This is a genomic window from Bradyrhizobium sp. FW305-F6, from assembly GCF_058782905.1.
Map to the genome: position 1 here is coordinate 1,767,478 of NZ_JBYSYD010000002.1, position 22,185 is coordinate 1,789,662.

The following is a 22,185-nucleotide window of genomic DNA, read 5'->3' on the forward strand; positions in this document are numbered from 1 at the left end:
AGACACCCTCTCCCCAGCCCTCCCCCGCAGGCGGGGGAGGGAGCGCACCGTGCTCGCGGCGACAGCCTGGCTCATTCGCGACCCCGCTACCGCTCGGGGCTGGCCCGCTCGAACTGGCGCAAGAGCTTGTTGCCGCGCTCGACGGCGGAATCCAGTGCTGCCTGCGCGCTCTTCTGGCCGGCGAAGGCCTGCTCCAGCTCATCCTCGATCGCGCCGCGGATCAGGACGAAAGAGCCGAGCCGGATGCCCTTGGAATTCTCCGTCGGCGGATTGAGCGTGACCTGCTCGAACGAGATCGCCGAACCCGGATTGCGTTCGTAGAAGCCTTGCGACTTCGTCAGCTCGAAGGCGGCGCGGGTGATCGGCAGGTACCCGGTGTTCTGGTGCCAGGCAGCCTGTACGCCGGGCTGGGACAGATAGGCGAAGAAGCGCGCCACGCCCTTGTATTCCTCGCGCGGGCGGTCGCGCAGCACCCACAGCGTGGCGCCGCCAATGATCGAGTTCTGCGGCGCGCCCTTCACGTCCGGCCAGTACGGCATCATGCCGGTGCCGATCTCGAATTTCGAGTTCGCCCTGATGTCGGCGCGCGTCGCCGAGGAGCCGATGAAGATGCCGCATTCGCCCTTCTGGAAGCGCGGCTCGGCCGACTGGCCGCGGCCGCTATAGTCGAACAGTTTCGTCTTTTGCCATTCGGCGAGCTGGGTGACGTGCTTGACGAGAGGCGGATTGTTGATGGTCAGCTCCGCATCGAGGCCGACAAAACCGTTCGTGCGCGTGGCCAGCGGCAGATTGTGAAACGCCGAAAAATTCTCGACATGGATCCAGGACGGCCAGGAGGTGGTGAAGCCGCAAGCAGCGCCACGGTCGCGCAGGCGCTTGGCGGCGGCAGCCAGTTCAGGCCAGGTCTTCGGTGGCGTCTCCGGATCGAGGCCGGCATCACGGAACAGGGTCTTGTTGTAGTACAGGATCGGGGTCGAGGAATTGAACGGGAAGGACAACAGATTGCCGGCCGCGTCGGTGTAATAGCCGGAGACTGCGGGCAGGTAGTCGCCAAGCGAAAACGGCTCGCCCTGGTCCCGCATCAGGCTGAACACCGGATAGATCGCGCCCTTGGCCGCGGTCATGGTGGCGGTGGCGACCTCGTTGACCTGGACGATCGCGGGCTGACTGCGCGAGCGGAAGGCGAAGATCGCGGCCGTCACCGTCTCCGTGTAGTTGCCCTTGTAGACAGGCACGATGCGGTAATCGGACTGCGAGGCGTTGAAGTCCGTGGCGAGTTTCTCCAATTGCCGGCCGAGCTCGCCGGACATGGCGTGCCACCACGCGATCTCCGTGGCCGCCTGCGCCTTCGAGATGAAGGTGAGAGCCGCGAGGGCGGCAACGACCGGCAATAGGCGCAATGCTGAAATCACGACGGCTCTCTCATCTGGCGCGGCATACGGCAACCGTCCCTGCTTAAGGCGCGGCATATCCGCTTTCAATCGGAATGAGCAACGGCCGCGCCGCACAATCCTGGCCTCGCCACGGCACAGGATGGCCTCCCCCGACCATCTGGTGGAGCCGCGTCCGATGGGCCGTAGAGCCCCAGCTTGTCAGTTTGACGGGTTTTCTTTACGCGAACCGCTATCCACTTCGCTTTGAAATCGCTTTAGATTGCATTGAACCTTTTGCTCCCGCCATAGACTTCACCACTGAGGGGTTAGTGTGCCAGTGCTGAGCCGTGCCGAACTCTCGCGGACCGGGGTGATCTTCGTCGCGCTTGTGCTCGCCGTCTGGACGACGGGCGCCGGCGCGCGCGAATTTCGCGCCGCCGACACCCAGGCCGAGGATTACCCGACCGTCCAGGCGCTGCGCTACATGGGCGCCCTGATCGCCGAGCGCAGCGGCGGCCGCCACGAGGTCAAGGTGTTTCACTCCCGTCAGCTCGGCGAGGAAAAGGAGACCATCGAACAGACCCGGGCCGGCGCGATCGACCTCAACCGGACCAACGTGGCCCTGATCGGCAATTTCGTCCCGGCCATGAACGTGCTCGCCATGCCGTTCCTGTTCCGGTCCATCGAGCACATGCAGAAGGTGCTGGACGGGCCGATCGGCAGCGAGATCCTGAACAGCTTCGAGCCCTACGGCTTCGTCGGGCTCGCCTTCTACGATTCCGGGGCACGGTCGATCTACAACGGCGTCCGCCCGGTGAGGAACATCGCAGACCTCAAGGGATTGCGGATCCGGGTGCAGCAATCGGAGTTGATGAGCCAGATGATCCGCGCGCTCGGTGCCGAGCCGGTCGAGCTGGCTTACGGGCAGGTGCTGACCGGGCTCGCCAATCACCTGATCGACGGCGCCGAGAACAACTGGCCATCCTTCGTGACGACGGACCATTTCAAGCATGCCGGCTACTACACCCTCACCGAGCACACGATGAGCCCCGAGGTCCTGGTGATCTCGCTGAAGGCCTGGCGGAGCCTCTCGCAGGACGAGCAGAAGATGTTCCGGGAGGCGGCGCAGCGCTCCAGCCTCTTCATGCGCGAGAAATGGCGCGACCTCGAGGAGCAGTCGCAGCGCAAGGCGCAGGACGCCGGCGTCACCATCGTCAGGGAGATCGACCGCAAGCCGTTCTTTGACGCCATGGCCCCGATCTACGCCAAGGCCGCGGGCGATCCCGCGGCGGCCGCGCTGATCGAACGCATTCGCAAGGTGGAGTGAGCCGCGTTGGCTGCACTTGGACATCACGAGCACGCGGAGCGGCCGCCGGGCCCGGCCGGGCAGCTGCGCGCGCGTCTCGTCGGCGTGCTGCGCGCGGTGCCGATCCGCTGGCGCATCCTGTCGATCGCGGCGCTGAATTCCGCCGTCGTGGTGGTGCTGGTGGCGATGATCTGGAACGGCGCGCAGGTGCTGGGCTCGGCCTGGGACGACGTGCGGCAGGTGCGCGAATCCGACCGCATCCTGGCGCTGCTCGAAAGCGAGACGGGCCGCCTGCACAATCTGATCCACCGCTACATCAACCAGCCGAGCCCGGACCTGTTCGCCGAGATCCTCCTGCTGCGCGAGGCGGTGCTGGGCACGCTGTCCAACCGCGCCGCCAAGGACCCGATGCTGTCGGGCTCGGTCGAGGAGCTGGAGCGCACCACCGACCGCTTCCTCAACGGCTTCGGCGAGCTGCGCGGCGTGCAGGCCACCATCGCAAAGACCTATGAGGAGCAGGTGCAGGGCCCGGCCCGGGACATGGCCGGCCTCTATTCCATCATCGAAGGCGCCACCGGCCATCGCGACGCGCTGATCTGGCCCTCGCTCGGCAAGTCGCGCGAGGCCTTCACCGCGATGCTGGTGGCGGCCAATTCCTACTATCTGTCGCAGTCGGCAGGCGCGGCCGACGACGCCCGCCGTCACACCGAGACGATCGAGAAGACCATTCCGGTCATGATCGATCTCGCCGACAACGATCTCCAGAAGATGGCCTTGCGGCGGCTCGCCTCCCGCACCGCAGCGCTGCGCGAAGGCTTTGCCAAACTGTCCGAACAGCTCGCGAGCCGCACCGAGCTGCTGCGCAACACCATCGACGCCAGCCAGGCCGAGGCGATCGGGGCCATCGACGACCTCTCGACCAAGATGCGCCAGCGCGAGCAGAAGGCGCAGGAGACGTTCGACCGCACGCTGGCCGACATTTCCCGCCGGGTGCTGACGATCGCGATCATCTTCCTCGGCATCATCCTCACGGCGGGCGTCCTGATCGCGCTGTCGATCCGCCTGCCGCTGCAGCAGCTCATGACCGCGATGCGCGCGATCACGCTCGGCGACCTCCACCGCGAGGTGCAGGGCACCAAGGCGAGAGACGAGGTCGGCGCCATGGCGCGCGCGGTCGAAGTGTTCCGCGAGAACGCGATCGCCAAGCGCGAGACCGAGGACGAGCTGCGCGCGTCCAAGGAGAAGGCCGAGAGCGCGCTGCTCGAGCTCAATACCGCGCAGCAGAATTTGATCGACGCCGAGCGGCTGGCCGCGCTCGGCGGCCTCGTTGCGGGCGTCGCCCACGAGGTCAACAACCCGATCGGCATCAGCCTGACGGTGGCCTCGAGCTTTGCCCGGCGCACCGAGATCTTCGAGGCCCAGCTCAGGGGCGAGGGCGGCCTGCGCCGCTCGCAGCTGGAGGAGTTCGTGCAGTCCTCGCGCGACGCCTCGCAGCAGCTGGTCGCCAATCTCCAGCGCGCCGGCGAGCTGATCCAGTCGTTCAAGCAGGTCGCGGTCGACCGCTCCCATGCCGAGCGGCGGCAGTTCTCGTTGAGCGAAGCCACCGACCAGATCATCGCCAGCCTCAAGCCGGTGCTGAAGCGCTCCCCGATCACGCTGCAGGTCGACGTCCCCGAGGGGCTGCTGCTCGACGGCTATCCCGGCTCCTACGGCCAGATCCTGACCAATCTGTTCCTCAACGCCGCCAACCACGCCTTCGCCGACGGCCGCGCCGGCACCATCGCGATCTCGGCCCGGCCGCGGGGGACCGACGACATCGAGGTCATCTTCAGCGACGACGGGGCCGGCATGACCCCGGACGTGCAGCGCCAGGCCTTTGACCCTTTCTTTACCACCCGGCGCAATGAAGGCGGCACGGGACTTGGCCTGCATATCGTCTATAACCTCGTCACCCAGCAGCTCGGCGGTCGCATGATGCTGGAATCCAAGCTGGGACAAGGCACTACTTTTCGCATTATCATGCCCCGCGTCGCCAAAGGCGGCGCGCAGAGCACAGAAAGTGACGGGACTTCTCAATGGCCGAACAGGACGATGTCCTCCACCTGATCGACGATACCGGTACCGCGTCGGAGGATGCCAATGCCCGGAAATGGAAGATCGCCGTCATCGACGACGATCCGGCCGTGCATGACGGCACCCGTTTCGCTCTCTCCGATTACAGCCTGAACGGCCAGGGCCTGGAGATCCTGTCGGCTTATTCCGCGGCGGAAGGCCGCAAGCTGATGGCCGCGCACAACGACATCGCCGCCGTGCTGCTCGACGTCATCATGGAGACCGACGTCGCCGGCCTCGAGCTGGTCGAGTTCATCCGCAACGAGATCCGGAACGAGACCGTCCGCATCATCCTGCGCACCGGCCAGCCAGGCCAGGCGCCGGAGCGGCGCGTCATCGTGCAGTACGACATCAACGACTACAAGGCCAAGACCGAGCTTACCGCCGACAAGCTCTTCACCTCGCTGACCGCGGCGCTGCGCTCCTACCAGCAGCTCGAGCGCATGGTGCAGACCCGGCGCGGGCTCGAGATCATCATCGACGCGGCTTCGACGCTGTACGATTTCAAGTCGATGCAGCGGCTCGCCGAGGGCGTGCTGACCCAACTCGCTTCGCTGCTCAACGTCGATTGCGCCGGCATCCTCGTGCTGCGCGACAATGGCGGCATCGATCCCGAGCTCTCCGTGCTCGCCGGCAGCGGCTGCTACAGCCGATTCATCGGCACCACCACGTCGAAGGCGCTCGATCCCGATCTGCGAGCGATGGTGGAGGCCGCGTTCCAGCGCCGCAAGAACGAATTCGCCGACCACCGCAGCGTGATCTATTTGCGCACCGGATCGGGCCGCGAGGTGGTGGTGCTGCTGCAGGCCGAGCGCGAGCTGTCCGAGACCGACCGCTCGCTGGTCGAGATCTTCTCGAGCCGGCTCTCGATCGCCTTCGACAACGTCATCCTCTACCAGCAGCTTCAGGACGCCAACACCCAGCTCGAGGACCGCGTCGCCCAGCGCACCCGCGCGCTGATGCAGGCCAATCGCCGGCTCTCGGCGCAATGGCTGCGGCTGCAGCGCGCCAACGGCTTCAAGAACGAGATTTTGGGCACCGTCGCGCATGACCTGAAGAATCCGCTCGGTGTCATCCTCGGCCGCACCGAGATGCTGAAGGAGCTGATCTCGACCGGCGCCTCGGAAGGCGGCGTGGTCGCCCAGGTCGACCACATCCGCGACGCCACCAAGCGCCTGACCACGATGGTCGACCATCTGATCTCGGACGCGATGGCCGATGCCTTCGACATCACCATCCGCCGCGAGCCGGTCGACGTCGCCGCGCTGGTCAAGGAGGTCGCCGACGCCAACCAGCCGCTCGCCGTCAACAAGCAGCAGGCGATCAGCGTCACCGCGCCGGCCAACATCGTCACCATGTGCGACATCGACCGCATCCGCGAGGCGATCGACAACCTGATCAGCAACGCCATCAAGTACTCGCCGATCGGCGGCAAGATCGGCGTCGAGGTCGTCCACGAGGGCAGCGACACCATCGTGCGCGTCAGCGACGAGGGCGCCGGCCTGTCGCCGGAGGATCTCGGCCGCCTGTTCGGCCGGTTCCAGCGGCTGTCGGCCAAGCCGACCGCCGGCGAGAGCTCGACGGGGCTCGGGCTCTCCATCGTCAAGCGGATCGTCGACATGCATGGTGGCGAGGTCACCGCCGACAGCGAGGGCCCCGGCAAGGGCTCGACCTTCACCATCACCCTCCCCGCGACCGAAATGCCGTGATGCAGAGACCATGACCCAAAGCCAGCACATCATGATCGTCGACGACGAGGCGCCGGCCCGGGAGATGGTCGGCGATTACCTCAAGATGCACGGCTTCACCGTGACGCTGTGCGACGGCGGCAAGTCGTTGCGCGCCGCGATCCAGGGCAGCATGCCCGACCTCGTCGTGCTCGATCTCAACATGCCCGAGGAAGACGGGCTCTCGATCGTCCGCGACCTCAAGAGCCGGATCAACGTGCCGGTCATCATGCTGACGGCGACGGCGAGCCCGATCGACCGCGTCGTCGGGCTCGAGCTCGGTGCCGACGACTACGTCGCAAAACCCTGCGAGCTGCGCGAGCTGATGGCGCGCATCCGCTCGGTGCTGCGGCGGAGCGTGCCGGCCAAGGCGGCCGCGCCGGATTCTGCGGCGGCCAAATCGGACAAGGAGCAGCTGGTGCGGTTCGGCACCAAATGGCTCGATCTGGAAGCCCAGGCCTTGCGCGACGACGAGGGCAACGAGCATCCGCTCACCGCGTCCGAGTTCGGGCTGTTGAAGGTGTTCGCGGCCAATCCGAAACGCGTGCTGTCGCGCGAGCGCCTGCTCGAGCTTGCCAACGCGCGCGACGCCGAAGCCTTCGACCGCGCCGTCGACCTGCGCATCATGCGGATCCGCCGCAAGATCGAGCCCGACCCGGCCAAGCCGGCCGTGATCCGCACCATCCGCGGCGGCGGCTATCTGTTCTCGCCGCAAGGCGAGAAGGCGTAAGTCGCGCCCGACGTCATTCCGGGGCGCCCGAAGGGCGAACCCGGAATCTCGAGATTCCGGGTTCGATGCTGCGCATCGCCCCGGAATGACGGGGCAAGTGGCGCAACCGAACGCAATCCCTCAAAATACGTTCCCGCTGCTCCCGTCCGCCTCGAAATCCCCATCCCCGTATTTCCCGTACATTGAAATTCCAAGGTTTTTTGCCCTGAATGTTTCGTCGCATCCCGTCCGACGAAACAATTTGGCGGCGCACGAAACCATTTTCCCCTTTTCGTGCAGACGTCCCGAAACGTTGGCTCATTAACACTTCGGCTCAAGGAAACGCCGCTCGGTTGCGGCGCTACGGGGAGCCAAGTCATGCCGAACGTCATTGCCATCAACGCCCAAGCCAGCCAGAGCATCATTGCCGCTCAGGCGACCTCGGACGACATGCTTCTGGAGAGCATTGCCGACGGCAACCGGACGGCCATGCACATCCTTTATTGCCGTCACAATGTGCGGGTGTACCGCTTCATCCTGCGCATCGTGCGCGACGCCACCACGGCGGAAGACCTCGTCAGCCAGGTGTTCCTGGACGTGTGGCGCACCGCCGGCCAGTTCCAGGGCCGCTCGCAGGTCTCGACCTGGCTGCTCTCGATCGCCCGCTTCAAGGCGCTGACCGCGATGCGCCAGCGCCGGTTCGAAGACATCGACCAGGAGGATGTGCGCCAGATCCCCGACGGTCACGACACGCCGGAGACCTCGCTCGACCGCAGCGACACCAGCGCCATCCTGCGCGCCTGCGTGCAGAAGCTGTCGCCGGCGCATCGCGAGATCATCACCCTCGTCTACTACCACGAGAAGTCGGTGGAGGAGGTCGGCCAGATCATCGGCATTCCTCAGAGCACGGTGAAGACCCGGATGTTCTATGCCCGCAAGCAATTGGCCGATTTGCTTAAGGGCGCCGGCGTCGATCGCTTCGCCGCGTAAATCGAACGATTTCAAAGAGATAGGACAGAGCTCCAGCCCTGTCCCGGACACGAAAGCGTTACCGCCGACGAAACAATTGAAACAAGCGACAACATCAGGCGGAAAAACTTCCCCCCTATAAAGCTCACATACGGTTTCGTTAAACCTCCCAAGACCTCCAGCGACCCGGACGATGCCCCCGTCCGGGTCGTTTTGTATTTGAGGGTGACGCGGCCCTCCCCAACGACCGCGCCGTCACGACCGCGTGACGTCGCGTAACGTGCGACGCGCCAGACGCGAACTGCCCTCGTGACCCCATCCACGAGGGCCAATGCTCGATCTCCTCTTCGCTCTTCTCGCCGGCATTCTTACCATCGCCGCGCCCTGCACGCTGCCGATGCTGCCGATCCTGCTCGGCGCCTCGATCGGGCGCGTCGGGCATCTGCGGCCGGCGATGATCGCGCTCGGCTTCGTCGTCTCGTTCTCCGCAGTCGCGCTGGCGCTCGGTGCTATCACGCAGCTGTTCGATTTCGACCCGAACGTGCTGCGCGAAGCCGCATCGGTCCTGCTGCTCGGATTCGGCCTGCTGATGCTGTGGCCGGCGCCGTTCGAGTGGCTGTCGGCACGACTCAATGGCTGGCTCGATCTCGGCAGTTCGAACGGCGCGCAGCGCGAAGGCGCACTCGGTGGCCTCGTGCTCGGCACCACGCTGGGCCTGGTCTGGACGCCCTGCGCCGGCCCGGTGCTCGGATCGATCCTGACGCTGGTCGCGACCTCGAAGGATGTTGCCTGGGCCGGCACGCTGCTGGTCGCCTACGCCATCGGCGCGGCCATCCCGATGCTGGCGATCGCCTATGGCGGACAGGCCGCGGCCACGCGCGTGCGCAGCCTCGCGCGCATCACGCCGCGGCTGCAACAGGGCTTTGGCGTCGTGGTGATCGGCTTCGCCGTCGCGGCGTATTTCCAGTACGACACGCTGATCGTGGCGTGGCTCACCCGTTTCTATCCCACCGGCCAGATCGGCCTCTGACCGTCGAAGATTTCACCCGGAGGACGCTTCCATGACTCTTAAACTGCTCGCTGTTTCCGCCGCCCTGATCGGCTTCACCGTCACCGGCGCCGTCATCCCCGGAGTCTGCGACGAGGTTTCCCGCGCAACACCGCTCCACGTCGCCGCCGCAAGCCAACAAACCGCGCCCGATTTCACCGGCATCAACAACTGGTTCAACTCGAAACCGCTCAGCATCGCCGATCTTCGCGGCAAGGTCGTGCTGGTCAACTTCTGGACCTATGGCTGCGTCAACTGCGTCAACACGCTGCCGCACGTCACCGGCCTCTATGCCAAGTACAAGGACAAGGGCCTCGTGATAGTCGGCGTACACACGCCGGAATTCCCGTTCGAGCGGTCGGCCGCGAACGTACAGGCCGCGCTGAAGCGCCACGGCATCACCTATCCGGTGGCACAGGACAATGATTCCAAGACCTGGAACGCCTATCGCAACCAATATTGGCCGGCGCAGTACATCATCGACCGCAGCGGCAAGATCGTGTTCCAACACGCCGGCGAAGGCAGCTATGACCAGATCGAGCGCACAGTGGCGAGGCTGCTGAACCTCGACAGCTGACCGCAGGGCGAGCACGCGGCCGGCATCGGTTGTCGCCCTTGTTGCTTGACTCCACGGACCCGTCCGTGGAGTTTCGCGCCATCGGAATCAGCCGCCCGCAATGGACGACACGACCAGCCATAGCGACATCCGCCTTCGTGAAGGCTCCTCGATCGCACAGCGGCTGATCATGGCCGGCTGTGCCGCCGCGGTTGCGTTGTGCTTCACGCCCGGCCTATTCACACACGACACCCTGGAGATCATCATCTCGTCGGCAGCTCTCCTCGTGGGGGCGGGGTTCGTCGTCGGCATCATGATGGCGCCGGCGGTGGTGTGGATCATCACGCCGAACGAGATCCTGATCGGGCATCAGCGTCCGTTCGGAAAACTCCAGACCCGGGTCGTCGGGAAGAACGACATCACGGCACTGCAGGTCCCCGGCAGCAAGCGGGTGAAGGCCCGCTTTCAACTCGTCTTCACGCTGCACTCGGGAGAGCGCCTGACCTCGCCGCCGATCGCCGACGTCACCCATGTCCGTGACACCGTGGCGTGGATCGCGACGCATTTCGACGTTCCCAACGTCGAGGAGCCGGTCAATCCGCTCGACGCCAGCAATCCCGAGATGCATCTCGGCGAGCCTCTCGAGCCGTTTTCACCGCGGGACATCCGCATCGTCGCCTTGATCGCCGTGACGCTGTGCGCCATTCCCTATGCCTACAAGCTATGGCGCGGCCTCGCCCCCACCCATGTGGACATCCTGCTGCTGCCGCTGGGGGCAATCGCCGCATTCACCGTCTATCGCCATGCCAACCGCGCCACCGGCGCGTTCTGGATCATCCGGCGCAACGAGATTCGCGTCGAGCGCCTGTGGGGCGACGGTGCCCTGCGCGCGGACCATATCGCCGGCCCCGACGTGAAATCGATCACGGTCGAGCGCCGTGGCCGCTCCGAGGACGAGCACTGCATCGTGGTGATCCGGCTGCATTCGGGGCGGCGGTTTCGCAGCCCCCGCGTCGGCTCGCGCGTCGAGGCCCGCGCCGTGGCCACGGAGATCGTCAGGCGGCTGGGGATCGCCGCGGAGAACAACAAGATTTGAGTCGCTTCGATTGCCAGTTGTCGAAGTTGGCCATTTTCGGCGAGCTCAGTCTGGAGCCTCTCCCGCTTGCGGGAGAGGTCGCGCCCACCGGGTCGCGCCGAAGGCGCGCCCGATGACAGGCTCCGGCGCGGGTGAGGGTTCTCTCCTCTGGGGGAGTGTCCCTTTGCGGGGACACCCTCTCCCCAGCCCCCGCAAGCGGGGGAGGGAGCGGGCCGCCGCTGCGGTAAAGCCTAGGCTTTTCGCGCCATACCCGGTTTGTGGTATTGCCTGACCGCTTCAAAAAACCAAAGTATTCTCGTGACATACAAGGACGTCACGCCATCAACTTGCCATGAACTTGCCCCTCAGGTTTGATGGTTCCGAATGATTTACGCTGTGGCAGCGGGGAGAGCTTGAAATGACGGATTTTCGTCGCCTGACCGGGATTTTCGTGGCTGCGATGGGACTGGTCCTGTCCACGCCGCATGCCTTCGCCCAGCAGCCGGACCGCGGCGACGAGCCGGGCCTGATCGCCGATGACGGTTACCAGCTCGAGCCGGAATGGCAGAAGCAGGTGGTCTACTTCCGCACCACCGAGCCGCCGGGCACGATCATCGTCTCGACCGCCGAACGTCACCTCTATCTGGTGCAGCCCGGCGGGCGCGCGATCCGCTACGGCATCGGCGTCGGCCGCGACGGCTTTCAGTGGCAGGGGCTGGTGACCATCACCAACAAGAAGGAATGGCCGGACTGGACGCCGCCGCCGGAGATGATCCAGCGCCAGCCCTATCTGCCGCGCTTCATGGCCGGCGGCCCCGGCAATCCGCTGGGAGCGCGCGCGATGTATCTCGGCACCACCGTCTACCGCATCCACGGCACCAACCGACCCGACACGATCGGCACCAAGGTGTCCTCGGGCTGCTTCCGTCTGGTCAACGCCGACGTCGCCGACCTCTACGATCGCGTTCCCGTCGGCACCAAGGTGGTCATCCGGCAGAAGCCCGAGCTCTAAGGTCATGATCCCGGCATGATCGCTTCGGACGGCCATAGCGCGCCTTGCGCAAACGCGCCCGTCCGGATCCGGATCATGCTCTCCGTCCTCGCCTGATTTCTTTTCCCGGTTTTTCGAGAGAGCAACATGATGCGCACTTTTCGTGGCGGCCTGCTGATCGGGCTCGCCCTCGCCGTGCTGATCGCCGTCGGCGCGATCATTTATGAATTCTACGACACCCGCACCTTGAAGCGCACGGTTCGCCGCGGCGAGGTGCTGTGCGGCGTCAACAAGGGCCTGCCGGGCTTCTCGATCCCCGACGACAAGGGCAACTGGACCGGCTTCGACGTCGATTTCTGCCGCGCGGTGGCCGCCGCGATCTTCAATGACCCCGGCAAGGCGAAGTTCATCGCGCTCGACGCCAACGAACGGTTCAAGGAACTGCAGAGCCGCAAGGTGGACATCCTCTCGCGCAACACGACGTGGAGCATGGCGCGCGAGCTCGACTACGATTTGTATTTCCCGGCGGTGGCCTATTACGACGGCGTCGGCTTCATGGTGCCGCGCGCGCGCAACAAGGAGACTTCGCTGGAACTGGCCGACAGCAAGATCTGCGTGCAGAACGGAACCACGACGACGCTCAACGTCGCCGATTACTTCCGCGTCAACAACATGAAGTATGAAGAGGTGAAGTTCGATAATCTCAACGACGTCGTGAAGGCCTACGACAGCGGCAAGTGCGACACGTTCTCCGCCGACGTTTCTCAGCTCTATGCTCTGCGGCTGAACCTGACGAAGCCCGGCGACCACATGATCCTGCCGGACATGATCTCCAAGGAACCGCTCGCCCCCGTCGTGCGCCAGCGCGACGACGACTGGATGATGATCGTGAAGTGGACGCTGTATGCCATGATCAACGCCGAAGAGCTGGGTGTGACCTCGGAGAACATCGACGAGGCCTTGAAGTCGAAGAAGCCGGAAGTGATGCGCCTCGTCGGCACCGAAGGCCGTTACGGCGAGCAGCTCGGGCTGACGAAGGACTGGGCGGCGCGCATCATCCGCCACGTCGGCAATTACGGCGAGATGTACGACCGCAACATCGGCGAGAAGTCCAAGCTGAAGATCCCCCGCGGCATGAACCAGCTGTGGAACGCCGGCGGCGTGCAATACGCGCCGCCGATGCGGTAAGGAATGTCTCCGGCGAAGCGTCGTAGGGTGGGTTAGCTCTGCAGAGGCACGTGGTGCATCTGCTGAGCGTAACCCACCATGCTTCCGCGTATACCGAACGAAGTTGGTGGGTTACGCTTCGCTAACCCACCCTACGAGAGCGCCTCAATACCCCCGCGCCCGTGCCAGCTGCTCGGTGTGGTAGTTGGCATCGCCGAACAGCTCCTCGCACACCCGCGCGCGCTTCATGAAGAAGCCGATGTCGAACTGGTCGGTCATGCCCATGCCGCCATGCATCTGCACGCCTTCCTGCACCGCGCGCGTGGCGGTGGTGCCGGCGCGGGCCTTGGCGACCGCGACGGCGGCTGCGGCCTTGGCGACGTCGGCGTCCAGCGCCTGCAGCGCCTTCATGGTGGCGGCGCGGGTGATCTCGATGTCGACATAGAGTTCGGCGGCGCGGTGCTGCAGCGCCTGGAATTCGCCGATCAGCTTGCCGAACTGCTTTCTGCTCTTGAGGTACTCGACGGTGCGGTTGAACACTTCCTCGCTGAGACCGACCATCTCGGCGGCGACCGCGCCGCGGCCGATGTCGAGAACGCCATCGAGCAGGCCCGCCGCCTGATCGACCTCGCCGAGCACGCTGTCGGCAGTGACCTCGACATTGGCGAACTCGATCCGCGCGGCGTTGTGCGCGTCGACCATGATGGTGCGTTCGATCGCCACGCCCTTTGCTTTGGGATCGACCAGGAACAGCGTCTGGCCCTCGCGCTCGCCGGCCGATCCGGCCGTGCGCGCGGCGACGATGAGGAGGTCGGCGACGTGGCCGTCGACCACCAGCGCCTTGGTGCCGGAAAGCTTGAAGCCGTTGCCGGCGCGCACGGCTTGAAGGCTGGTCTGGAGCGGGCGATGCTTTGCGCCCTCGTCGATCGCGAGCGTCGCGAGCAGTGACCCGCTCGCGATCTTCGGCAGGTATTCCGACTTCTGCGCGGCATTGCCGCCGCGGTTGAGCGCAGAGGCCGCGACCACGCTGGTGGCGAGGAAGGGCGAGGGCACCAGCGTGCGGCCGATCTCCTCCATGACGACGCCGGCCTCGACATGGCCAAGACCGCTGCCGCCGAACTCTTCCGGGACCAAAAGACCGGCGAAGCCCATCTCGGCGAAGGCGTGCCATAGCTCTTTGGAGAAGCCGATCCGGTCCTTGCTGTCGCGCAGATGGCGCAGGTGCGACACCGGCGCCTTGTCGCTGATCAGCCCGCGTGCGCTGTCGCGGAGCATCGATTGTTCTTCGGTGAGGACGAGGGCCATGTGTGTGCTTCCGGTTCGAAATCTATGTTGTCTCGTCATTCCGGGATGCGCCGCAGGCGCAGGCCCGGAATCCATACTCCCGATTGGTGGTTATGGATTCCGGGCTCGCGCTATGCGCGCCCCGGAATGACGGGTGGTGAAAGCGTCGCTCACGCCCCCGGCAGGTCCAGGATGCGCTTGGCGACGATGCCGAGCATGACCTCGGAGGTGCCGCCCTCGATCGAGTTCGCCTTGGTGCGCAGCCAGGCGCGCGGCTTCGCGCCTTGCCCTGAACGCTCGCTCTCCCATTCCAGGGCATCGACGCCGCCGGCGGACATCAGGATCTCATGGCGTCGCTTGTTGAGCTCGGTGCCGTAATATTTCATGGCCGAGGAGAAGGCGGGATGCGCCTGTCCCGCCTTGGCGAGATCGACCGCGCGTTCGGCGCAGGCAGCCAGCGCGGCTTCATCGACATCGAAGCGCGCGATCTCGCCGCGCAGCATGACATCGTCGAGCCTGCCTTGCCCATCGGTGCCGACGGTGTCGGCCGCGATCTGGCCGAGCGGACGGCCGATGCCGCGCTCGCCCATGCCCGAGATCATCGCGCGCTCGTGCTGGAGCAGGTATTTCGCGACGTCCCACCCGCGGTTGACGGTGCCGACCACGTGCGACTTCGGCACGCGGACATTGTCGAAGAAGGTCTCGCAGAACGGCGAATAGCCCGAGATCAGCAAGATCGGCTTGGTCGAGACGCCCTTGGACGTCATGTCGAACAGGATGAAGCTGATGCCGTCATGCTTCTTCGCCGCGGGATCCGTGCGCACCAGGCAGAAGATCCAGTCGGCGTAATTGGCGTAGGAGGTCCAGATCTTCTGGCCGTTGATGATGAAGTCGTCGCCGTCGCTCTCGGCGCGGGTCTGGAGCGAGGCGAGATCGGAGCCGGCGTTCGGCTCGGAATAGCCCTGGCACCAGCGGATCTCGCCCGCCGCGATCTTCGGCAGATGCTCCTTCTTCTGGGCGTCGTTGCCGTATTTCAGGAGCGCCGGCCCGAGCATCCAGATGCCGAAGCTCGACAGCGGCGGCCGGGCGCCGATCCGCGCCATCTCGGCGCGCAGCACCTTGTGCTCGGCAGCGCTTAAGCCGCCGCCGCCGTATTCCTTCGGCCAGTCGGGCACGGTCCAGCCCTTGTCGCGCATGCGCTCGAACCAGACGCGCTGCGGCTCGGACGAGAACTTGGCGTTGCGCCCGCCCCAGAACACGTCGGCATCCGAGGTTGCAGGCTTGCGCATCTCCGGCGGGCAGTTGGCCTCCAGCCAGGCGCGCGTCTCGTTGCGGAATGTTTCGAGCTCGGCGGTTTCAGTGTCGCTCATGGTCGTTTCCATCAATCAAAAGACTTGTTGGGCACGACTCTGGGCCAAGCCCCCGCGGAATTCAACCACTTCCGCGAGCCGCATTCGGCTATAGTCCGCGGCAAGACGGTGCTTGAAAACAAAGAGGAAACGAGGATGCGCCTGAAACTTCTTTCGCCTGGCGAAATGAACGAGAGCCAGCGGCAGACCTATGACGAGTCGATCGCGGGCAAGCGCGGCCAGCCGCCGCCGCCGATGATGGCCTGGCTCAACAGCCCGGAGATGGCGCGCCATGCCACACGGCTCGGCGAGGTCATGCGCTTCGACACGATCTTCCCGGCCAGGCTTTCGGAGATCGCGATCCTGGTGACGGCGCGGCACTGGACCGCGCATTACGAATGGTACGCGCACAAGCGCCTCGCGCTCGCCGGCGGCATGAAGGCCGAGATCATCGATGCGATCCGGGACCGCCGCCCCCCCGACTTCGACGATCCCATGGCGAAGATGATCTACGACCTCGCAAAGTCCCTGCACGAGGGCCACGGAGTCGAAAAGGGACTGTACGACGAGGCGGTGAAGCTGCTCGGCGAGCGCGGCGTGGTCGAGGTGATCGGGCTGTGCGGCTATTACACGCTGGTGTCGATGACGCTGAACACGTTCGAGTTCGACCTGCCCGAGGGCGAGGTGTCGGAGCTGGCTTAGAGCGAGTGCAGCCGGTGTTCACCTCTTCCCAGCGGGGAGAGGTGGACCTCTGCCCGGCGCTGACACCAATTGGTCTCCGTTCGGAAACGATGGGTTTCGGGATCGGCCCGTAGCGCGCTCCCCGCGCCGAACTTATGTCCATGCCTTCAAGGGAGCATTCACATGTCGGATAACCAGGCGATTCCCGCCGGCACCAGGATCGGCCACGTCCACCTCAAGGTCGCCGATCTCGATCGTGCGCTCGCCTTCTATTGCGGCGTGCTCGGCTTCGAGCTGATGCAGAAGATGGGCTCGGGCGCGGCCTTCATTTCGGCCGGCGGCTATCATCACCACATCGGGCTCAACACCTGGGAAAGCAAGGGCGGCTCGCCGCCGCCGCCCGGCACGACCGGCCTGTATCATACCGCCATCCTCTATCCGACGCGGCCGGCGCTGGCGGATGCGCTGCACCGGGTGCTCACGGCAAGCATTGCGCTCGACGGCGCCAGCGACCACGGCGTCAGCGAGGCGCTCTATTTGCGCGATCCTGACGAGAACGGCGTCGAGCTGTATTGGGACAAGCCGAAGGAGCAATGGCCGCTCGGGCCGGACGGCAAGCTCGCGATGTTCACCAAGCGGCTCGATGTGGAGGGTTTGCTGAGGGAGCGGGAGGCGTGATGCCGTAGGGTGGGTTAGGCGAAGCCGTAACCCACCATGCTTCAACAAATGCAGAACAAGATTGGTGGATTACGCCTTCGGCTAATCCACCCTACGAGAGCCTGCCCTTGGCTTCCCTCGCACCATGATCAGCGCAGCCGCGGCCACCTCCAGCGCGACACAGAGATAGAACGGCAGCGTGTAGCCGCCGGACCAGTCACGCAGGGCGCCGACGATGCCGGGGCCGAATGCGTAGGTAACTTGGTTGATCGCGGTGTTGAGGCTGATCAGCACGCCGAACGAGGCGCTGGCGAACTCCCGCTGCACGATCAGCGACGGCAGCGTGATCAAATTGCCGACAGAGAAACCGAACAAGGCGCAGGCCGCGATCAGCACGTAGTCGTTTTGCAGGTTGATGACGACGACAAGCGCCACGGCCTGGCTGAGAAACGACAGCGCGGACGCCAGGCGCTGGTTGAGGCAGTCGATCACCAGCGAGAACAGCACCCGGCCAACCACCGCCATCGCGGTCAGCACGGCGACGGCCACGGCCGCACGCTCGCGGCCGATCACGGGATCGAGGAACGAGATCAGGTGCACGATGAAGCCGACCTGGGCGAACAGAACCAGGGCGAAGGCGACGGTCACCGTGAGGAAGCCGACATCCCGCAGCGCCCAGGCGCGGATCTCGGTCGACGATTGCGGCTTCGCCTTCGCTGCCGCGTGCCAGCCATGATGTTCGGGCGGACGGCCGACGGCAAGCAGGATGACCGGCAGCAGCAACACCAGCATGGCGCCGGCCGTGGCGTACATCGCGCTGGCAAAGCCGACATGGCCGATCAACATCACCAGCAGCGGCACGCCGACGATGCCGCCGAAGCTGGCGCCATTGAGCGCGAGGCTGATCGCCATGCCGCGCTTCTGGTCGAACCAGAGGCTGATGGTGTTGGTGATCATGGCGAGACTGGTGCCGGCCCAGCCGAAGGCGAGCACGGCATCGGCAAGATAGAGCTGCCAGGGCTCGCGCACGGCGCCGATCGCGACCGCGGCCGCCGCCATCGCCAGCGTGCCAACGACCAGGCAGAGCCGCGGACCGTATTTTCGCACGGCTTCGCCGACGAAAACGACCAGCAGCGCGCCGAAGAGATAGAAGAACGTCGTGCCCGACGAGATCAGCGACGCCGACCAACCATGGGCGCGCTGCAGCTCGGCGACGTAGACGCTCTGGCCGTAGAAGCCGAGGCCCCAGCCGAAGGTGGCGAGCAGGAAGCAGACCGCGACGATGCGCCAGCCTTCGTAGCGGAGCGAGGATTCGTCGATCTTGGGCTGTTGAGGGTCATCGAGCATGCGTTGCTTCCCCACCGTCATTCCGGCGCGATGCGAAAGCATCGAACTATGGTGCGCAATTGCGCAGCTGAGACTCTCGAGATTCCGGGTTCACCCTTCGGGTGCCCCGGAATGACGGCAACATTTGAAGCCGTCGATGGCCGGAACAGGCCCGGCCATGACGACATCTAACCGACCCTCACCCGAAAATCACTTCGACGGCGATCGAAGCATCAACGCTGCTGACAACCTCCCGCCACTCACACCGCGTCAGGAAACTCGCCCATGGCCGCCTCCAGCCGCGCCTTACGGCGCTTCGCCCAGGAGACCAGCGAGAGCACGGCGAGGCCCAGCACGACAGGCGGGAACACCACCAGGTTCACCGCGGACCAGCCGTAATTGGCGAGCAGCTGGCCCGAGGAGAACGAGCCGATCGCCATCATGCCGAACACCAGGAAATCGTTGAAGGCCTGCACCTTGTTGCGCTCCTGCGGCCGGTGCGTCTCCAGCACCAGCGCGGACGCGCCGATGAAGGAGAAATTCCAGCCTACGCCGAGCACGACGAGCGTAGCCCAGAAATGCATGGCGGTGAGGCCCGACAGGCCGATGCCGGCCGCGCCCGCTTCCAGCAACAATCCGGCGGCCACGATCTTGGGCGCACCAAAGCGGGCGATCAGCGAGCCCGTGAAGAAGCTCGGCCCGTACATGGCGACGATGTGCCATTGCAGGCCGAAATTGGAATCGGACACCGACAGGCCGCACAGCTTCATCGCGAGCGGCGCCGAAGTCATCACCAGGTTCATCATGGGATAGGCGATCACGCCGCACAGCGCCGCCGCGATGAAGCGCGGCTGCGTCACGATGGTGAGCAGCGGCCGCCCGCCATGCAGATCTGCCGGCGCGGGCTTGGGCATGTCGACGCCGGCGACGATGCCCATCGCGACCAGCGCGACGGCCGCCTGCACCAGGAAACTGAAGGCAAACAGATATGGCTGCCAGACGTCCATGGTCCACTGCACGAGCTGCGGACCGAGCACCCCGGCGAACACGCCGCCCGCCATCACCCAGGACACCGCCTTGGGACGGTACGCCGCGCTGGCACCGTCCGCGGCGGCGAAGCGATAGGATTGCGCCACAGCGCCGTAGAGGCCGCCGAGGAAGGTTGCCAGGCAGAACAGCACGAACGAGCCGCGCAGGATCGCGAACGAGCCGAGCAGGCCTGTGAGCGTGCCGAAACCCGTGCCGATGACGAAGGCGGCGCGGCGGCCGAAGCGGCGCGAGATCGCGCCGGTCGGCAGCGTGCCGGCGGCAAGCCCGACCACATACATCGAGATCGGCACGGTCGCGAGCGACATGTCGGGCGCGAGCGTGGCGCCGACGATCGCGCCGGTGGCGAAGATCACGGCCGAGTTGGCGCCGGTCAGCGCCTGCGCGGCGGCAAGGCGCACGACGTTGGCGCGCACGCGGGCATCGGCGGCGATCTCATTGGCTGCAGTCACGTCAAGCATCGGGATTTCCGCCCCAACGGGCTTTCCAGGGAATTTTCATAGGCCTTGTTGATTCGCGGCACTATGGAGAGGCGGGAGAGGGCCGGCAACCGGCGCAAACGGGCGCGGGCCATGCCCCTGACGCAATCGGCGGGATGATAGCGGCGCGCGAGCTTGACGGCTTGCGCTCGATCAAATCCTATCCGCCGCGATCCTCCCGGGAGTTACGTTTCATGTCCGTCGACGACAGGCCCACGCTTCGCGCTCCCGACGACGATCCCTGGCTGTGGCTGGAGGAGATCGAGGGCACACAGGCGCTCGATTTCGTCGAGCGTCAGAACAGCCTGACGCTCAGCGCGTTCGGCGGCAAGGCCTTCGAGCACGACCGCGATCTCCTCGCCGCGATCTATGACCGCCCCGACAACATTCCCTATGTCAGCCGGCGCGGCTCCGACCTGCACAATCTCTGGAAGGACACCGCCAACCCGCGCGGCCTGTGGCGGCGGACTTCGCTGACGGAATTTCGTAAATCCACTCCCGCGTGGGACATCATGCTGGACATCGATCAGCTCGCACGCGACGAAGGCGAGGACTGGTTGCTGAGCGGGATCGCCACGATGCCCGCAAGCTCGCGCGCCATTCTGAGCCTGTCGCGCGGGGGCAGCGATGCCGTGACGCTGCGGGAATTCGACTTGGAGACGAAGCGCTTCTTGACCGACGGCTTCACGCTGCCGGAAGCGAAGGGCGGCGTCGACTGGCTCGATGCCGACACGCTGCTGCTGTCGAGCGCCCATGGCGAGGACATGGCGACGAGCTCGGGCTATGCGCGGACGGTTCGGCTGTGGCGGCGCGGCCAGCCTGTCGATCAGGCGGAGGTGATCATCGAGACCGCGGCCGATCACATGGTGATCCACGGCATGGCCGACGACACCGGACCCGAGCCGCGCGTCTGGATCGTCGACCAGATCGACTTCTTCAACGGCGCGATCTGGCTGCGCGATGCGGACGGTCGCATGACGAAGCTCGATCTGCCGACCGGCGTCTGGATGCAGGCGCACGGCGACTGGTTCGCGATCAAGCTGCGCGAGGACTGGACTGTGGAGGGGAGAACCTATGCCACAGATAGCGTGCTCGGCATCTCGCTGGCGGCATTCCTGGACGGCAGCCGCGATTTTGCCGTGCTGTTCGAGCCGGCACCGCGTCGCGCTTTGCAAGGCCTGTTCTGGACGGCGGGCAAGCTCGTGCTCTCGATTCTCGACGAGCTGCGCCCCCAATTCGAGGTCTGCACACCATCCGCCGCGGGCTGGAGCCGCGAGACGCTGCCGGGGTTGCCCCGGATCGGCGTCGTCGACGTCTGGACGCTCGATCGCCATCCCTCCGAAAGCAACGGGGATCTGCTCGCCAATGTACAGGACCCGCTCACGCCGCCATCGCTACTGCTGATCGAGCGCGGCGTCGCCAGCCCGATCGTGCTGAAGCAGGCGCCAAAGACATTCACCGCCGAGGGCCTCACAGTGACCCAGCACGAGGCGGTCTCGATCGACGGCGAGCGCATTCCCTATGTGCAGACGGGCCCCGCCGGGGAGACCGGCGATGCGCCGGTCTATATGAGCGCCTATGGCGGCTTCGGCCTCGCGGTGAAGCCGTATTACAACGCATCGCTCGGCAAGCTTTGGCTGGAGCGCGGCGGCACGACGGTGCAGGCGAATCTGCGCGGCGGCGGCGAGTTCGGGACGCGCTGGCACGATGCCGGGCGGCTCGCCGGCAAGAAGCTCTCGCACGACGATTTCGCCGCGGTCGCTGCCGATCTCGTCCGGCGCGGCGTGACGCAGCCGAAACGCATCGCTGCGCAGGGCGGATCGAACGGCGGCATCCTCATCACCAACATGCTGGTGCGCTATCCCGAACGCTTCGGCGCGCTGTTCTGCACCATCCCCCTCATCGACATGCGCCGCTACACCAAGCTGCTCGCCGGCGCGAGCTGGATTGCCGAATATGGCGATCCCGACAAGCCCGACGAGTGGGAGTGGCTGAAGACCTACTCGGCCTATCACAACGTGAAAGCCGGCCAGCCCTATCCGCCGATCCTGATCGCCACCACGCGGCGCGACGACCGCGTTCATCCCGGCCACGCCCGCAAGATGGCGGCAAAGCTTCAGGCGATGGGTTACGAGGCCTGGTTCTACGAGCCGGCCGCCGGCGGCCACGGCTACGGCAAGGACAACAGGGAGCGCGCGAGCTTCGAGGTGCTGGGTTTTCGGTTCTTGAAGGAGAGGATCGGGTGGAAGGATGGGGAGACGTGACGCCGTCTTGATCGCATCAGCGCGAGCCCGGCGACCGGGTTCTTGCCTCTCCCGCTCGCGGGAGA

At 65.6% G+C, this 22,185-nt stretch carries 18 protein-coding genes; 13 read left to right on the top strand and 5 right to left on the bottom strand.

Going from position 1 to position 22,185, the window contains the following annotated elements; genetic code table 11:
• Nucleotides 1–86 precede the first annotated feature (86 nt).
• On the bottom strand, nt 87–1,469 hold the full coding sequence (ugpB, locus tag AC3WLX_RS19730) for a sn-glycerol-3-phosphate ABC transporter substrate-binding protein UgpB (protein WP_492337199.1): 1,383 nt from the start codon (nt 1,467–1,469) through the stop codon (nt 87–89).
• Between the two features lie 235 nt (nt 1,470–1,704).
• Between ugpB and AC3WLX_RS19735 the strand changes: the two genes are divergently transcribed.
• The 10 genes from AC3WLX_RS19735 to AC3WLX_RS19780 all read left to right on the top strand — a co-directional run bounded on the left by AC3WLX_RS19735 (nt 1,705) and on the right by AC3WLX_RS19780 (nt 13,054).
• Nucleotides 1,705–2,700: a TRAP transporter substrate-binding protein gene (locus AC3WLX_RS19735; protein ID WP_492337200.1), complete on the top strand. Its 996-nt coding sequence runs from the start codon at nt 1,705–1,707 to the stop codon at nt 2,698–2,700.
• Nucleotides 2,701–2,706: 6 nt separating this feature from the next.
• Nucleotides 2,707–4,785 (top strand): sensor histidine kinase, encoded by a 2,079-nt coding sequence (locus AC3WLX_RS19740; protein ID WP_291625905.1) that lies wholly within the window; start codon nt 2,707–2,709, stop codon nt 4,783–4,785.
• The gene (locus tag AC3WLX_RS19745) at nt 4,755–6,500 is read left to right on the top strand and encodes an ATP-binding response regulator (protein ID WP_291625903.1); all 1,746 of its coding nucleotides are present in this window, start codon (nt 4,755–4,757) and stop codon (nt 6,498–6,500) included. The genes AC3WLX_RS19740 and AC3WLX_RS19745 overlap by 31 nt, the downstream gene beginning before the upstream one ends.
• Before the next feature lie 10 nt (nt 6,501–6,510).
• The gene (locus tag AC3WLX_RS19750) at nt 6,511–7,248 is read left to right on the top strand and encodes a response regulator (protein ID WP_291625901.1); all 738 of its coding nucleotides are present in this window, start codon (nt 6,511–6,513) and stop codon (nt 7,246–7,248) included.
• A gap of 357 nt (nt 7,249–7,605) precedes the next feature.
• Complete coding sequence (locus AC3WLX_RS19755) at nt 7,606–8,217, top strand: sigma-70 family RNA polymerase sigma factor (protein ID WP_291625899.1); 612 nt, start codon at nt 7,606–7,608, stop codon at nt 8,215–8,217.
• Nucleotides 8,218–8,527: 310 nt separating this feature from the next.
• The gene (locus AC3WLX_RS19760) at nt 8,528–9,226 is read left to right on the top strand and encodes a cytochrome c biogenesis CcdA family protein (protein WP_492337201.1); all 699 of its coding nucleotides are present in this window, start codon (nt 8,528–8,530) and stop codon (nt 9,224–9,226) included.
• A gap of 31 nt (nt 9,227–9,257) precedes the next feature.
• Nucleotides 9,258–9,821 carry a thioredoxin family protein gene (locus tag AC3WLX_RS19765; RefSeq protein WP_492337202.1) on the top strand — a complete coding sequence of 188 codons (564 nt, stop codon included), beginning with the start codon at nt 9,258–9,260 and terminating at the stop codon, nt 9,819–9,821.
• A 100-nt stretch (nt 9,822–9,921) separates the two neighbouring features.
• Complete coding sequence (locus AC3WLX_RS19770; RefSeq protein WP_492337203.1) at nt 9,922–10,896, top strand: hypothetical protein; 975 nt, start codon at nt 9,922–9,924, stop codon at nt 10,894–10,896.
• A gap of 397 nt (nt 10,897–11,293) precedes the next feature.
• Complete coding sequence (locus AC3WLX_RS19775) at nt 11,294–11,887, top strand: L,D-transpeptidase (RefSeq protein ID WP_109142148.1); 594 nt, start codon at nt 11,294–11,296, stop codon at nt 11,885–11,887.
• Nucleotides 11,888–12,016: 129 nt separating this feature from the next.
• The gene (locus AC3WLX_RS19780; protein ID WP_492337325.1) at nt 12,017–13,054 is read left to right on the top strand and encodes an amino acid ABC transporter substrate-binding protein; all 1,038 of its coding nucleotides are present in this window, start codon (nt 12,017–12,019) and stop codon (nt 13,052–13,054) included.
• Between the two features lie 144 nt (nt 13,055–13,198).
• On the opposite strand, the gene AC3WLX_RS19785 is transcribed toward AC3WLX_RS19780, so the two are convergent.
• Both AC3WLX_RS19785 and AC3WLX_RS19790 read right to left on the bottom strand, forming a co-directional pair.
• Entirely contained in the window at nt 13,199–14,338 is a 1,140-nt protein-coding gene (locus AC3WLX_RS19785) for an acyl-CoA dehydrogenase family protein (RefSeq protein WP_492337204.1), read from the bottom strand.
• A 149-nt stretch (nt 14,339–14,487) separates the two neighbouring features.
• Nucleotides 14,488–15,687 carry an acyl-CoA dehydrogenase family protein gene (locus AC3WLX_RS19790; protein WP_492337205.1) on the bottom strand — a complete coding sequence of 400 codons (1,200 nt, stop codon included), beginning with the start codon at nt 15,685–15,687 and terminating at the stop codon, nt 14,488–14,490.
• A 135-nt stretch (nt 15,688–15,822) separates the two neighbouring features.
• Between AC3WLX_RS19790 and AC3WLX_RS19795 the strand changes: the two genes are divergently transcribed.
• Together AC3WLX_RS19795 and AC3WLX_RS19800 are read left to right on the top strand one after the other, a co-directional pair.
• Complete coding sequence (locus tag AC3WLX_RS19795) at nt 15,823–16,368, top strand: carboxymuconolactone decarboxylase family protein (protein WP_492337206.1); 546 nt, start codon at nt 15,823–15,825, stop codon at nt 16,366–16,368.
• A 162-nt stretch (nt 16,369–16,530) separates the two neighbouring features.
• Nucleotides 16,531–17,025, top strand: coding sequence for a VOC family protein (locus AC3WLX_RS19800; RefSeq protein WP_492337207.1), 495 nt, complete (start codon nt 16,531–16,533; stop codon nt 17,023–17,025).
• Nucleotides 17,026–17,106: 81 nt separating this feature from the next.
• Here AC3WLX_RS19800 and AC3WLX_RS19805 read toward each other — a convergent pair whose 3' ends face one another.
• Together AC3WLX_RS19805 and AC3WLX_RS19810 are read right to left on the bottom strand one after the other, a co-directional pair.
• Complete coding sequence (locus AC3WLX_RS19805; RefSeq protein ID WP_492337208.1) at nt 17,107–18,351, bottom strand: MFS transporter; 1,245 nt, start codon at nt 18,349–18,351, stop codon at nt 17,107–17,109.
• Between the two features lie 239 nt (nt 18,352–18,590).
• Nucleotides 18,591–19,838: an MFS transporter gene (locus AC3WLX_RS19810; RefSeq protein ID WP_492337209.1), complete on the bottom strand. Its 1,248-nt coding sequence runs from the start codon at nt 19,836–19,838 to the stop codon at nt 18,591–18,593.
• A 212-nt stretch (nt 19,839–20,050) separates the two neighbouring features.
• On the opposite strand from AC3WLX_RS19810, the gene AC3WLX_RS19815 reads away from it, so the two are divergent.
• Nucleotides 20,051–22,120 carry a prolyl oligopeptidase family serine peptidase gene (locus AC3WLX_RS19815; protein WP_492337210.1) on the top strand — a complete coding sequence of 690 codons (2,070 nt, stop codon included), beginning with the start codon at nt 20,051–20,053 and terminating at the stop codon, nt 22,118–22,120.
• Nucleotides 22,121–22,185 lie beyond the last annotated feature (65 nt).

Excerpts from the sequence above, each read along its gene's own strand:
- AC3WLX_RS19765 (WP_492337202.1), top strand. The coding sequence starts at position 9,258 with ATGACTCTTAAACTGCTCGCTGTTTCCGCCGCCCTGATCGGCTTCACC.
- AC3WLX_RS19760 (WP_492337201.1), top strand. The coding sequence starts at position 8,528 with ATGCTCGATCTCCTCTTCGCTCTTCTCGCCGGCATTCTTACCATCGCC.
- AC3WLX_RS19745 (WP_291625903.1), top strand. The coding sequence starts at position 4,755 with ATGGCCGAACAGGACGATGTCCTCCACCTGATCGACGATACCGGTACC.
- AC3WLX_RS19780 (WP_492337325.1), top strand. The coding sequence starts at position 12,017 with ATGCGCACTTTTCGTGGCGGCCTGCTGATCGGGCTCGCCCTCGCCGTG.
- AC3WLX_RS19790 (WP_492337205.1), bottom strand. The coding sequence starts at position 15,687 with ATGAGCGACACTGAAACCGCCGAGCTCGAAACATTCCGCAACGAGACG.
- AC3WLX_RS19785 (WP_492337204.1), bottom strand. The coding sequence starts at position 14,338 with ATGGCCCTCGTCCTCACCGAAGAACAATCGATGCTCCGCGACAGCGCA.
- AC3WLX_RS19815 (WP_492337210.1), top strand. The coding sequence starts at position 20,051 with ATGTCCGTCGACGACAGGCCCACGCTTCGCGCTCCCGACGACGATCCC.
- AC3WLX_RS19810 (WP_492337209.1), bottom strand. The coding sequence starts at position 19,838 with ATGCTTGACGTGACTGCAGCCAATGAGATCGCCGCCGATGCCCGCGTG.
- AC3WLX_RS19750 (WP_291625901.1), top strand. The coding sequence starts at position 6,511 with ATGACCCAAAGCCAGCACATCATGATCGTCGACGACGAGGCGCCGGCC.
- AC3WLX_RS19755 (WP_291625899.1), top strand. The coding sequence starts at position 7,606 with ATGCCGAACGTCATTGCCATCAACGCCCAAGCCAGCCAGAGCATCATT.
- AC3WLX_RS19795 (WP_492337206.1), top strand. The coding sequence starts at position 15,823 with ATGCGCCTGAAACTTCTTTCGCCTGGCGAAATGAACGAGAGCCAGCGG.
- ugpB (WP_492337199.1), bottom strand. The coding sequence starts at position 1,469 with ATGCCGCGCCTTAAGCAGGGACGGTTGCCGTATGCCGCGCCAGATGAG.
- AC3WLX_RS19775 (WP_109142148.1), top strand. The coding sequence starts at position 11,294 with ATGACGGATTTTCGTCGCCTGACCGGGATTTTCGTGGCTGCGATGGGA.
- AC3WLX_RS19805 (WP_492337208.1), bottom strand. The coding sequence starts at position 18,351 with ATGCTCGATGACCCTCAACAGCCCAAGATCGACGAATCCTCGCTCCGC.
- AC3WLX_RS19800 (WP_492337207.1), top strand. The coding sequence starts at position 16,531 with ATGTCGGATAACCAGGCGATTCCCGCCGGCACCAGGATCGGCCACGTC.
- AC3WLX_RS19770 (WP_492337203.1), top strand. The coding sequence starts at position 9,922 with ATGGACGACACGACCAGCCATAGCGACATCCGCCTTCGTGAAGGCTCC.